The organism is Pantoea sp. RG18, from assembly GCF_025910075.1.
GTDB lineage: Bacteria > Pseudomonadota > Gammaproteobacteria > Enterobacterales > Enterobacteriaceae > Pantoea > Pantoea agglomerans.
The window spans coordinates 161,364-174,422 of the sequence record NZ_JAPCIL010000002.1 but is presented as its reverse complement, the minus strand read 5'-3'; the positions used below and the strand labels follow the sequence as shown (position 1 = coordinate 174,422).

Here is a 13,059-nt window from a genome sequence, read left to right as displayed (position 1 = left end):
TTAGCGGTCCACGTCTGACATAACAAAATCGATACTACCCAGATATACGATCAGGTCGGATACCAGGCTGCCACGGATTACTGAAGGAATTTGCTGCAGATGCGGGAAGCTCGGCGTACGCACGCGGGTGCGGTAGCTCATGGTGCTGCCATCGCTGGTCAGGTAGTAGCTGTTGATCCCTTTCGTCGCTTCAATCATCTGGAACGACTCATTGGCTGGCATCACCGGCCCCCACGAAACCTGCAGGAAGTGCGTGATCAGCGTTTCAATGTGCTGCAGCGTGCGCTCTTTCGGTGGCGGCGTGGTCAGCGGATGATCCGCTTTAAACGGACCCTCTGGCATGTTGTTGAGACACTGCTCAAGAATGCGCAGCGACTGCCACATCTCTTCCATTTTCAGCATGACGCGGCTGTAAGCATCGCTGATGCCGTCGCCGACCGGGATTTCAAAATCGAAGTTTTCGTAGCCGGAGTAGGGACGCCATTTACGTACGTCAAAGTCGAGACCGGTAGCACGCAGACCAGCACCGGTAGTGCCCCACGCCAGCGCCTCTTCCATGTTGTAAGCAGCAACGCCTTTGGAACGGCCAATCAGTACGCTGTTGCGCAGTGCCGCTTTGTCATACTCTTTAAGACGTTTTGGCATCCAGTCGAGGAAGTCACGCAGCAGACGTTCCCAGCCTCGCGGCAGGTCATGCGCGACACCACCGATGCGGAACCACGCCGGGTGCATACGGAAACCGGTAATCGCCTCAACCACGTCATAGATTTTCTGACGGTCGGTAAAGGCAAAGAACACCGGCGTCATGGCCCCGACGTCCTGAATAAAGGTGGAGATATAAAGCAGGTGGCTGTTGATGCGGAACAGCTCAGAGAGCATCACGCGGATCACATTAACGCGATCGGGCACCACGATACCGGCCAGTTTCTCCACCGCCAGTACGTACGGCATTTCGTTTACGCAGCCGCCGAGGTACTCGATGCGGTCAGTGTAAGGAATGTAGCTGTGCCACGACTGACGCTCGCCCATCTTTTCGGCACCACGGTGGTGATAGCCGATGTCAGGCACGCAGTCGACAATCTCTTCACCATCCAGCTGCAGAATGATGCGGAATGCCCCGTGCGCCGACGGGTGGTTAGGCCCGAGGTTCAGGAACATGAAGTCTTCGTTGGTGGTGCTGCGCTTCATGCCCCAGTCTTCAGGCTTAAAGGTCAGCGCTTCCATCTCCAGATCTTCTTTCTGCTTGGTCAGCGTAAACGGATCGAATTCGGTGGCGCGCGCCGGGTAATCTTTACGCAGCGGATGGCCTTCCCAGGTCGACGGCATCATGATGCGCGTCAGATGCGGGTGACCATCAAAGGTGATACCAAACATCTCCCAGGTTTCACGCTCATACCAGTTGGCATTCGGGAAAAGGCGGGTGATGGTCGGCAGATGCATATCGTTTTCAGAGAGTGCCACCTTGAGCATGATGTCGCGGTTGCGTTCAATCGACAGCAGGTGGTAGAAAACGGAAAAATCCGCCGCAGGCAGGCCTGCACGGTGGGTACGTAAACGCTCATCCACGCCATGCAGGTCATAAAGCATGACGTAAGGCTTGGGTAATTTACGCAGGAACTCGATAATTTCCAGTATCTGTTCACGCTTCACCCACACCACCGGAATACCGGTACGGGTTGGCTGAACAGTGAAGGCATCCGGCCCAAAACGGTTACGCAACTCGCCGATCACCGGGTCATCAAGGTGATCACGGGTTTGCCATGAAGGCTGAGCGAGATCTTGCGTGGTCAAATCTGTCATACGTTACTCACCATTCCGGCCTGGTCTCAGGCACTCAAATGAAGGCGTCAGGATGGGGCCATGCATTAAATTGTGATGTTCTGCTGCAGGCGCTGTTTTCCATCCATACGGTTTTAAACTTCGTCCGGGCTGCGCAGGTTTGTGACTGCAATGCGCTCGCCGCGTTTTCTTTCACGCTCAGATGGCATGTTGGCGCGATAAACGCCCTGATCGCCAACCACCCACGAGAGCGGACGGCGCTCTTTGCCGATCGACTCCTGCAACAGCAGCAGTGCCTGCATATACGCTTCAGGACGTGGCGGACAGCCAGGAATATAAACATCGACCGGCAGGAATTTATCGACACCCTGCACCACGGAATAGATGTCATACATGCCGCCAGAGTTGGCGCAGGCACCCATGGAAATCACCCATTTTGGTTCCAGCATCTGATCGTACAAACGCTGAATAACCGGGGCCATTTTGGTGAACGGCGTACCGGCAATGACCATGAAATCGGCCTGACGTGGCGAAGCGCGCATAACTTCGGCGCCAAAACGTGCCACGTCGTGGACCGCGGTGAACGATGTTGTCATCTCAACGTAACAACAGGACAGGCCAAAGTTATAAGGCCAGAGGGAGTTTTTACGCCCCCAGTTCACCATGTCATGCAGGGCATTTTCGAGTTTGCCCATATAAACGCTGCGATGAACGTGCTGCTCCAGCGGATCGCTGACGATTTCCTGCTTTTGCAGAGGATAACGGTCGTTCTCACCACCGTTCGGGTCTATGCGGGTGAGCGTATAGTCCATCTTATTGCCTCTCTTTTACTGCTTATGAGGATTGGTGTGGCTGACCGTAGTGGTTTTTACCACCACGCGACGGCGAGCTGGAGCCCAGTCCAGTGCGCCAATGCGTACCAGATAGACCAGACCCGCCAGGAGCACCAAAATGAAAATTGCGGCTTCCACAAAGCCGATCCAACCGCTTTCACGGATTGAAGTCGCCCATGCGTATAAAAAGAGGGCTTCGACGTCGAAGATGACGAAAAACATCGCAACCAGATAAAATTTCGCCGACAGGCGGATATGGGTATCACCAACGGATTCAATGCCCGATTCGAATGGCGTGTCTTTGTAGCGCGCGCGCGCTCTGCCGCCAAGCAGCCATCCTCCGGTCAGCATGAAAGCACACAGGCCAAAGGCAATAACGATAAATACGATAAACGCCCAGTGCTGAGCGATGATTTCGGTGGTAGTTGACATACTCATTGCTTACTCATCAAAAGTGGCGCTGGCATCCTGCACGCGTTTCCCGCAGCAAACTGACCACATCGATTCAAGGGAAGGATAAAAACCTTTCAAATGTCGCTGTTATTACGTAATAAGCAGCTATTTTATGGGGTTTTTTACTCCTTTCTATAACCTTTTGTCAACTTTGACAAAAGTATCCAAACATTATTTCACACCTGCATCATATTATTAACAAATGATGCCCCGCTTTCCAGCTAAATCGCTTCAGTCTGTAGGGTTAATTTTAGTGTAGCGGGTATTCACATGCATGGATCGTGCATTTAACAAACATATTTTGACAGGTATCACTGAATTTTCCCTCCCCTTTCCAGGGCTATTTTTTTGATCCAGAACACACTTTTGCCCTTTATGCGTTAATTTTCCCCACCTGAAACGGTGATTCGGAACAAAGCGTTCGGTTTTTTGGTCTGGATGTTTCAATTAAGCAGGTGGTGAAACTTTTTTAGTCGGGTCAGGAGAGGCAGATGAGCAGTAAGGAACATCGGACGAGGGTCAGGCACAAAAAAGCCTCTCGTTCTTTTCAGGGAAGGAGAGGCTTATTTATAAGCGTTTATTAAGGCAATCACGCGGGTATTGAGTACAACACGTTAGCGAAATTACTCTTCATCATCCAGCAACAGTGAACCGTCGGGATTATTGCTCAGGTTATAAGGATCATTGGTGGACTGCATGGCATTGAAGATGGCCAGCGCCAGTTCATTATCGCTGTCTGGATTACGGCACAGCAGATATTGCGTATCCGGCAATACCGGCAGTCCTTCAGCTGCACCCATAACACGCAGTTCCGGGCTCATCATCTCGACCGGACGTGCCGTCACACCCAGTCCCGCTTTCACCGCTGCGCGTACTGCAGCCAGTGTGGAAGCGACATAAGAGATACGCCACGGGATGCCCGCTTCGTTGAGATGATCGATAGCCATATCACGATATGGACTTGGCTCATCCAGCAACACCAATGGAATGGCTTCGCCACGCTGGAAGATATAATCCGCTGCGCAGTACCACAAGGTAGGTGAAGTACGCAGTACCTGATAGGTAAAATTGCCCGGGCTGGAAGTCGTCACAACCAGGTCCACTTCACCCTGATTGAGCATTTCCATCATAAACGGATTACGTTTAACCCGCACATCGATTGCCAGTTTCGGATACACCGAGGTCACCCGGTTTAGCAGGAACGGCAGAATAGTGTCAGAGGTGTCATCAGAGGCGCCAATAGTCAGCACGCCCTGAATGTTGCTGTACATCAGAGATGTGCAGGCTTCGTCGTTAAAACGAAGAATTTTTCTCGCATAGCCTAAAAGCTGGATACCGTGCTCTGTCAGAAGCTTATTACGTCCATGTCTGGCAAACAGCTCTTTACCTACCAATTGTTCCAGACGCTGCATCTGCTGACTGACTGCTGACTGGGTTCTGCAGACCGCTGCAGCAGCAGCTGCAAAGGTATTCAAATCCGCAACGGCAACGAAGGTTCTCAGCAGATCGAGGTCGAGATTCAGTATCGGACGATTTGCATTAGTCATGTTTTTTCTTCACTTATAAGATTTTTACGAACTACTACCCTGGTGTTATCACAAGCTTATCAAAGTGATAAGCAGTAATGGTGCTCAATGACAGTCCTGTGTGAAGACTGACACAAAAAAAGTTTATGTGGATCCTGCACTGTTGACTCCTCTGAAGGGTCATAGTGCTATTCAAGACAGATACAACTTCTGAACCGATGGCGCTGGGTGCGCAAATGCAGGAAGCTGCGTAGTTGTCTTATTCCCACCAGAAAGAATCGTGTGGGATAGAAAGCGCACTTTACGGGCTATCAAAGCGAAGCGGCAAAGTGCACTAAATAATAAATTATACTTAATCATTTTTGACTTCAAAATGGAAATGATTTTGTGAAAAGCGCTGTAAATTTTGTGCTAAAGGCATTTCCAGACCCTTATGCCACATTATTGATCACTTTTTAAGCCTTCAGCGTTCTGAAATTTAGTGAGGAAGTGTTAAGTACGGCTCACAATCCTGCAATAAAGGTGCCATATGAAGCTCTGCTTTTGGCACTTTTCCGGCGAACACAAGGCCTTAAACGCGCCACTCTTAAGCAGCGTTAAGGCGTAATCTTTAGGCACGTTATAAAATCGTCCATAATTTGAACATTTATAAAATATCCTTTAACTATTTCTCTAAGTGTATATTTCAGGTGCAAAGAAAAGTTCCATTTCAATAACTTCCAGATAGCGTTCATGATGCTAAAGCCATATGTCGGTTCAGCAGCGCTTTGGACAAGTTAAAATCCTGCATTAATGCCAATTTATGGTTTTATTAACCAGTTTACGCGACAACAAATATTTTTTACGCTGCGCACTGGGCAAAAAGTTGTTGAACCCGCCAAAACGGGGCGGCACCCTTCTTTTGTGACTGTCAGGAGAGTACATTGTGCTGGTTGGATTTCTGTGGCAGCCAAAAGGATTCTGCCCATTAAGGCGGTAACAATGACTTTTCAAATTGATAAATCCGGAAAACTCGATAACGTCTGCTATGACATCCGTGGCCCGGTACTGAAAGAGGCTAAGCGCCTCGAAGAAGAAGGTAACAAAGTTCTGAAGCTGAACATTGGCAATCCGGCGCCGTTTGGTTTTGAAGCACCGGATGAGATACTGGTCGATGTTATTCGTAACCTTCCCAGCTCTCAGGGCTATTGTGACTCCAAGGGTCTCTATTCCGCCCGTAAAGCGATCATGCAGCACTACCAGGCGCGCGACATGCGCGATGTCACCGTAGAAGATATCTACATTGGCAACGGTGTTTCAGAACTCATCGTGCAGGCGATGCAGGCGTTACTGAACAGCGGCGACGAAATGCTGGTGCCGGCCCCCGACTATCCGTTATGGACGGCTGCGGTTTCCCTCTCCAGCGGTAAAGCAGTGCACTATCTGTGTGACGAATCAGCAGGCTGGTTCCCTGACCTCGATGATATCCGCAGCAAGATAACGCCTCGTACCCGCGGCATCGTGATTATCAACCCGAATAACCCCACTGGCGCGGTCTACAGCAAAGAGCTGCTGTTAGAGGTGGTTGAAATTGCGCGTCAGCATAACCTGATTATTTTCGCCGATGAGATCTACGACAAGATCCTCTATGACGATGCACAGCATCACTGCATCGCAGCGCTGGCACCCGATCTGCTGACTGTTACCTTTAATGGCCTTTCTAAAACCTATCGCGTTGCCGGTTTCCGTCAGGGCTGGATGGTACTGAACGGGCCAAAGAAACATGCTAAAGGCTATATAGAAGGACTGGAGATGCTCGCCTCGATGCGCCTGTGTGCCAACGTACCGGCGCAGCATGCGATTCAGACGGCGCTGGGCGGCTACCAGAGCATTAGCGAATTTATCATGCCGGGTGGTCGTCTCTACGAGCAGCGGCAGCGCGCCTGGGAGTTGATCAACGATATTCCAGGCGTCAGCTGTGTGAAGCCACAGGGCGCGCTTTATATGTTCCCGAAAATCGATGCCAAAAAATTCAACATTTTCGACGATCAGAAGATGGTGCTGGATTTTCTGTTACAGGAGAAGGTGCTGCTGGTTCAGGGCAGTGCCTTTAACTGGCCATGGCCCGATCACCTGCGCATTGTTACGCTGCCACGTGTGGATGATCTTGAGATGGCGATCAATAAATTTGGCCGCTTCCTGCAAGGCTATCGTCAATAATCGGGCCCGCGTATACTGACGCTATTTGGGGAGAGTCAGAGCCTGTCTCTCCCCCGCCAGCCAACAGGAACGCTCATGACACAAAGCCACTTCTTTGCTCATCTCTCCCGTCTTAAGCTGATCAATCGCTGGCCGCTGATGCGCAATGTGCGCACCGAAAATGTCTCCGAACACAGTCTGCAGGTCGCTATGGTGGCGCATGCCCTGGCCGTGATCAAAAACCTTAAATTCAACGGGTCGCTTAATGCCGATCACATTGCCATGCTGGCGCTTTACCACGATGCCAGTGAAGTGCTCACCGGCGATTTACCGACTCCGGTAAAGTATTACAACGCGCAGATCGCCCACGAATATAAGAAAATCGAGAAGATTGCTCAGCAGAAGCTGATTGAGATGCTGCCTGAAGAGTTTCAGGCGATCTATCGCCCGCTGATCGATGAGCATCTGCACAGCGAAGAGGAGCAGGCTGTTGTGAAACAGGCGGATGCGCTCTGTGCATATGTAAAATGTCTTGAGGAGTTGTCTGCCGGGAACAACGAATTTTTACTGGCCAAAGCGCGGCTGGAAAAGACCCTGGCACTTCGGCGTTCACCGGAGATGGATTACTTCGTTGAGGTGTTTATTCCGAGCTTCAGCCTGTCACTGGATGAAATCTCGCAGGATACGCCACTCTAAGCCCGGCGGTCTGGCCGCCGGGCCAGCCTTTAAGCCTGCTGACGGAAGGTAAAGCTGCCGTCAGACTCGCGGGTTATCACCAGTGATGCCAGTGAGTCGAGCTGAAGCGCTACCTCATCCAGCCGGGGTGTCTCCGCCGGCGCATTGATGGCAATCACCGCACAGCCAGCATTCAGGCCGGATAAGATTCCGGCAGGTGCATCTTCTGCAACCACGCACGATGTCGCCGCTAACCCCAGCTTCTCCGCGCCAAGCAGGTAGGGATCGGGCTCCGGTTTGCCCTTAGCCACCTGTTCAGCGGTAATAAACACGGCAGGCTTCGGTAAGCCTGCGGCTTTATGACGTGCATGTGCGACCGGCACTGAACCGGAAGTGACAATCGCCCAGGGAATCTGCAGTTCGTTCAGCCGGTTCAGCAACGCGTTGGCCCCTGGCAGCGCCTGCACACCGTCGGTGTCCGCCGCTTCAGCCTGCTCCAGCGCAACAAACTCCGCCTGAATAGCCTCTTCCGACTGGCCTGCCATGAAATGACGCAGAGAGGTGATCGCCTGTTTGCCATGAATGAAATCCAGAATCTCATCAGCCGCGATGCCATGACGGGCACCCCACTGGCTCCAGGCTCGTTCAACCGCTGGCAGTGAATCCACCAGCGTGCCGTCTAAATCAAATAGAAAACCTCTGTAGGTCACGCGCTCCTCCTCATCAGGCATTAATCACTTGCGCAATTTCGTTTGCACTTAAATGGTACTGGCGCGGACAAGTCTGCCACAAAGCTAACATCCGTTGATACTTTTCCCACATCGGGGTCTGCGCATTAAAACCATGGGTGCCGGAATCGAAGTGGGTATAACGCCCTTCTGTATTGACCATAAAACGGACATAACCCAGCAGGCGCGCTTCCGTTGCCGCATCGAAGCCCAGAAAGGCCAGACGCCGCTCTTCAAGCTCACCTTTCTCTTTAAGGTTCGACCAGGAGACGTGGAGAGCGTGATGCATTTCCATAATATCGATCACCGTCCGGCAGATCGCTTCGCTGAGTTCGCCAAACTCTTTGTCCAGCTCCCGCATCTGCAGCGCATAACCGCGCTCGATGATGGTCTGGTAACGGCGAAAACGCTCCGCATTTTCCGGCTCAAGCATGGCCATCATTTTGTACTGATTAGTGAGAATCAAACGCTGCGCATGGGTCATTTCCATCATTTACTCCCGGTCAGAGACCGCTCAGTTAATCGACAATGGAGAAATCATTGCACAGCGTTAGCGACACGGAAATCGCCGTATCACCATTCTTTGATTTGGCCGCAGGTTAGCGGTAAATATTTTACCGCCAGCCCGGGATAGGTCAGAGATCGTCGAGGAAAGTGCGGTCGAGTTGTTTGAACGCCCGCTTTAGCAGATCGGCCAGCGCCTGATAGGTCGGCTTGCCTTCTACTGGCGCTGTCGCCTGCCCCGCTTCTTCCAGCCGGGCACGAACTTCATGAAACCAGTTAAGCAGCGTCGGCGGCAGCGGCGTCACAGAACGCTTTCCCAGCCACCATAATCCCTGCATCGGCAGGGTACAGGCAAACAGCGCGGTCGCCACGGCCGGGCCTAACTGACCGCCCATCGCGATCTGCCAGGTCAGCGTAAAAATCGCCAAAGGGGGCATAAAGCGAATAGCAAAACGCGTTGCCGATGAAACACGGTTTTCCGGGAACATAGGTGCCAGGCGCTTATCAGCCGGCCAGGTCTTCATATAGTGTTGGCCGCGCTGAAACATCCGAAACCAATTGGTACTGCCAGATTCATTCGCCATGGCTCACCTCAACTAATGCTGTAAAAATTAAAAAATAGTTATAACTACACAACTTTACGTGACATCCTTCAATTATTTTTGTCTTTAAAGGTGACTCCAGCTATTCTGACGCCGTTTTACCCCCTTTCCGGAAGCGGATTGCGCTTTTGGGAAGAGGCCTGAGCCAGGTTCAGACGAGGCAATCTTCAAATTTTCGCGTAAGATTGCCGAAATATTTTGCGGAAATGCAGAATTCTGTCTACCGCATGATGTTTGTCATTAATCTACCAGCTTTCATGGGCTACGCTGTTAGTCTGATTGCGTTTTATTTAGCCACTCTCAAAAAATAGGTACTTCCATGTCGAGTAAGTTAGTTCTGGTTCTGAACTGTGGCAGCTCTTCCCTTAAGTTTGCCATCCTCAACCCTGCCAGCGGTGAAGAATTCCTGTCTGGCCTGGCGGAATGTTTCCACCTTCCTGAAGCCCGCATCAAATGGAAGCTGGAAGGCGAAAAACAGGAAGCGCCTCTGGGTGCTGGCGCAGCGCATAGTGAAGCGCTGAACTTTATCGTTAAAACCATTCTGGCACAAAAACCTGAGCTTTCGGCACAAATTGCTGCAATCGGCCATCGTATCGTTCATGGCGGCGAGAAGCTGACTCAGTCAGTCATCATCACTGAAGAAGTGGTACAGGGCATCAAAGACGCCTCTTCTTTTGCACCGCTGCACAATCCGGCTCATCTGATCGGTATTGATGAAGCGATGAAAAACTTCCCGCACCTGTCAGATAAGAATGTCGCGGTATTTGACACCGCTTTCCATCAGACAATGCCGGAAGAGTCTTATCTCTATGCGCTGCCGTACAAATTGTATAAAGAGCATGGCGTTCGTCGCTATGGCGCGCATGGTACCAGCCACTTCTATGTGACCCATGAAGCGGCCAAAATGCTCAACAAGCCGCTTGAGTCACTGAATATTATTACCTGCCACCTCGGTAACGGCGGTTCTGTCTCTGCCATTCGCAACGGCGAGTGTGTGGATACCTCAATGGGCCTGACCCCACTGGAAGGCCTGGTGATGGGTACCCGCAGTGGCGACATCGACCCGGCAATTATCTTCTTCCTGCACGATACGCTGGGTATGAGCGTCGATGCCATCAATAAACTGCTGACCAAAGAGTCTGGCCTGTTAGGTCTGACTGAAGTCACCAGCGACTGCCGCTACGTGGAAGATAACTACACCACCAAAGAAGATGCGAAGCGCGCAATGGATGTCTTCTGTCATCGCCTGGCGAAATATATCGGCAGCTACACTGCGCTGATGGATGGCCGCCTTGATGCCGTGGTATTTACTGGCGGCATCGGTGAAAACGCCGCGATGGTTCGTGAACTCTCACTGAAAAAACTGGCACTGCTGGGCTTTGACGTCGATCACGATCGCAACCTGGCGGCCCGTTTCGGTAAATCTGGTTACATCAATAAAGAAGGCACCCGCCCGGCGCTGGTGATCCCGACCAACGAAGAGCTGGTCATCGCCCAGGACGCCGCGCGTCTGACTGCGTAAACACTTCTCTCCGTCAGCTCAGGCTGACGGAGTTGTTTTTGACACCCTGCCATTACTGAGAGGTTCAAACGTGTCACGTACAATTATGCTCATTCCGACCGGCACCAGCGTCGGCCTGACCAGCGTCAGCCTCGGCGTTATCCGCGCCATGGAACGCAAAGGCGTTCGACTTAGCGTCTTTAAGCCGATTGCTCAGCCGCGTACCGGCGGCGATACGCCGGATCAAACCACCACTATTATCCGTAAGAACTCTTCGATTCCTGCCGCTGAACCGCTGCAGATGTCACGTGTTGAATCACTGCTGGGATCGAACCAGCAGGATGTGCTGATGGAAGAGATCATCTCCCGTTACCATGCCAACACGCAGAATGCGGAAGTGGTGCTGGTTGAAGGTCTGGTCCCTACCCGTAAGCATCAGTTCGCCAACGCGCTGAACTATGAAATCGCGAAAACCCTGAATGCGGAAATCGTCTTCGTGATGGCGCTGGGCAATGACTCTCCGGCACAGCTGAAAGAGCGCATTGAACTGACGCAGAGCAGCTTCGGCGGTCAGAAGAATAAAAATATCACTGGCGTGATCATCAATAAACTCAACGCGCCGGTCGATGATCAGGGGCGTACCCGCCCTGACCTGTCAGAAATTTTTGATGACTCGTCAAAAGCCAGCATCGCCAATATCGATCCTAAGCAGCTGTTCTCAGACAGCCCGCTGCCGGTGCTGGGCTGCGTGCCGTGGAGCTTTGATCTGATCGCCACCCGCGCAATCGATATGTGCCGCCACCTGGATGCGCGCATCATCAACGAAGGTGAGATTCAGACCCGCCGGGTTAAATCGGTCACCTTCTGCGCCCGTAGTATCCCGCACATGCTGGAGCATTTCCGTCCAGGCTCACTGCTGGTGACTTCCGCAGACCGCCCGGATGTATTGGTCGCCGCCTGTCTGGCCGCCATGAACGGCATTGAGATTGGCGCTATCCTGCTGACCGGTAACTACGAGATTGACGATCGCATCGCGCGCCTCTGTGACCGTGCCTTCCAGACCGGCCTGCCGGTGTTCATGGTGAAAACCAATACCTGGCAGACCTCTCTGAGCCTGCAGAGCTTTAATCTTGAAGTGCCCGCTGACGATACGCAGCGCATCGAGAAAGTGCAGGAATATGTTGCCAGCTACATTAATGCCGACTGGATTGAGTCACTGACCGCCACGTCAGAGCGCAGCCGTCGCCTGTCGCCACCGGCCTTCCGCTATCAGCTGACTGAGCTGGCGCGCAAAGCGGGCAAACGCGTCGTGCTGCCAGAGGGTGACGAGCCGCGTACGGTTAAAGCGGCCGCTATCTGTGCTGAACGCGGTATCGCTACCTGCGTACTGTTAGGCAACCCGGATGAGATTCAGCGTGTTGCTGCGGCTCAGGGTGTCGAACTGGGCAAAGGGGTTGAAATTGTTGATCCGGAACAGGTGCGTGAAAACTACGTGCCGCGTCTGGTTGAGCTGCGTAAGAGCAAAGGCATGACCGAAGTGGTCGCCCAGGAACAACTGGAAGATAACGTGGTGCTGGGCACCATGATGCTGGAAAGTGGCGAAGTGGATGGCCTGGTTTCAGGTGCGGTTCACACTACCGCCAACACCATTCGTCCGCCTCTGCAGCTGATCAAAACAGCGCCTAACAGCTCACTGGTTTCATCGGTGTTCTTTATGCTGCTGCCGGAGCAGGTGCTGGTTTACGGTGACTGCGCGATTAACCCGGATCCCACCGCTGAGCAGCTGGCTGAGATCGCTATTCAGTCAGCCGACTCTGCTAAAGCCTTTGGTATCGATCCACGTGTTGCGATGATCTCCTACTCTACCGGCACGTCAGGTGCAGGCAGCGACGTTGAAAAAGTGCGTGAAGCAACGCGTATCGCGCAGGAAAAACGTCCTGATCTGGTCATTGATGGTCCGCTGCAGTATGACGCCGCGATTATGGAAGATGTGGCGAAGTCGAAAGCGCCAGATTCACAGGTTGCCGGTCGCGCCACCGTCTTTATCTTCCCGGATCTGAACACCGGTAACACCACGTATAAAGCGGTACAGCGTTCAGCCGATCTGATCTCAATCGGGCCGATGCTGCAGGGTATGCGTAAGCCGGTTAACGACCTGTCGCGCGGTGCGCTGGTTGATGACATCGTCTATACCATCGCCTTAACCGCCATTCAGTCTCAGCAGGCTGAACAAGGCTAAGCGTCAGGTAAGAACGAAAAAGGCATGCCCAAGGGCATGCC

At 52.4% G+C, this 13,059-nt stretch carries 11 protein-coding genes; 4 read left to right on the top strand and 7 right to left on the bottom strand.

Going from position 1 to position 13,059, the window contains the following annotated elements; translation table 11 throughout:
- The 4 genes from nuoC to lrhA all read right to left on the bottom strand — a co-directional run bounded on the left by nuoC (position 1) and on the right by lrhA (position 4,612).
- Positions 1-1,800: an NADH-quinone oxidoreductase subunit C/D gene (nuoC, locus tag OK409_RS01380; protein WP_010258063.1), complete on the bottom strand. Its 1,800-nt coding sequence runs from the start codon at positions 1,798-1,800 to the stop codon at positions 1-3.
- Between the two features lie 113 nt (positions 1,801-1,913).
- Positions 1,914-2,591, bottom strand: coding sequence for a NuoB/complex I 20 kDa subunit family protein (locus tag OK409_RS01375; protein WP_003854245.1), 678 nt, complete (start codon positions 2,589-2,591; stop codon positions 1,914-1,916).
- A gap of 15 nt (positions 2,592-2,606) precedes the next feature.
- A complete protein-coding gene (locus tag OK409_RS01370; RefSeq protein ID WP_010258058.1) occupies positions 2,607-3,050 on the bottom strand; it encodes an NADH-quinone oxidoreductase subunit A in 444 nt (147 codons plus the stop codon).
- Between the two features lie 638 nt (positions 3,051-3,688).
- On the bottom strand, positions 3,689-4,612 hold the full coding sequence (gene lrhA, locus OK409_RS01365; protein WP_010258055.1) for a transcriptional regulator LrhA: 924 nt from the start codon (positions 4,610-4,612) through the stop codon (positions 3,689-3,691).
- Between the two features lie 960 nt (positions 4,613-5,572).
- Here lrhA and OK409_RS01360 point away from each other — a divergent pair.
- Both OK409_RS01360 and yfbR read left to right on the top strand, forming a co-directional pair.
- Positions 5,573-6,790 (top strand): pyridoxal phosphate-dependent aminotransferase, encoded by a 1,218-nt coding sequence (locus tag OK409_RS01360; RefSeq protein ID WP_010258051.1) that lies wholly within the window; start codon positions 5,573-5,575, stop codon positions 6,788-6,790.
- Between the two features lie 75 nt (positions 6,791-6,865).
- Positions 6,866-7,465 (top strand): 5'-deoxynucleotidase, encoded by a 600-nt coding sequence (gene yfbR / locus OK409_RS01355; RefSeq protein WP_010258048.1) that lies wholly within the window; start codon positions 6,866-6,868, stop codon positions 7,463-7,465.
- A gap of 29 nt (positions 7,466-7,494) precedes the next feature.
- Here the strand turns inward: yfbR and OK409_RS01350 are convergent, their stop codons facing one another.
- The 3 genes from OK409_RS01350 to yfbV form a co-directional block, all read right to left on the bottom strand.
- Positions 7,495-8,154 carry a sugar phosphatase gene (locus OK409_RS01350; protein WP_010258046.1) on the bottom strand — a complete coding sequence of 220 codons (660 nt, stop codon included), beginning with the start codon at positions 8,152-8,154 and terminating at the stop codon, positions 7,495-7,497.
- A 13-nt stretch (positions 8,155-8,167) separates the two neighbouring features.
- On the bottom strand, positions 8,168-8,662 hold the full coding sequence (locus tag OK409_RS01345; protein WP_010671451.1) for a YfbU family protein: 495 nt from the start codon (positions 8,660-8,662) through the stop codon (positions 8,168-8,170).
- Positions 8,663-8,807: 145 nt separating this feature from the next.
- Complete coding sequence (gene yfbV, locus OK409_RS01340) at positions 8,808-9,260, bottom strand: terminus macrodomain insulation protein YfbV (protein ID WP_010258042.1); 453 nt, start codon at positions 9,258-9,260, stop codon at positions 8,808-8,810.
- Between the two features lie 337 nt (positions 9,261-9,597).
- Between yfbV and ackA the strand changes: the two genes are divergently transcribed.
- Together ackA and pta are read left to right on the top strand one after the other, a co-directional pair.
- Positions 9,598-10,800: an acetate kinase gene (gene ackA / locus OK409_RS01335; RefSeq protein ID WP_010258040.1), complete on the top strand. Its 1,203-nt coding sequence runs from the start codon at positions 9,598-9,600 to the stop codon at positions 10,798-10,800.
- A gap of 85 nt (positions 10,801-10,885) precedes the next feature.
- On the top strand, positions 10,886-13,018 hold the full coding sequence (gene pta, locus OK409_RS01330; RefSeq protein WP_031292718.1) for a phosphate acetyltransferase: 2,133 nt from the start codon (positions 10,886-10,888) through the stop codon (positions 13,016-13,018).
- Positions 13,019-13,059 lie beyond the last annotated feature (41 nt).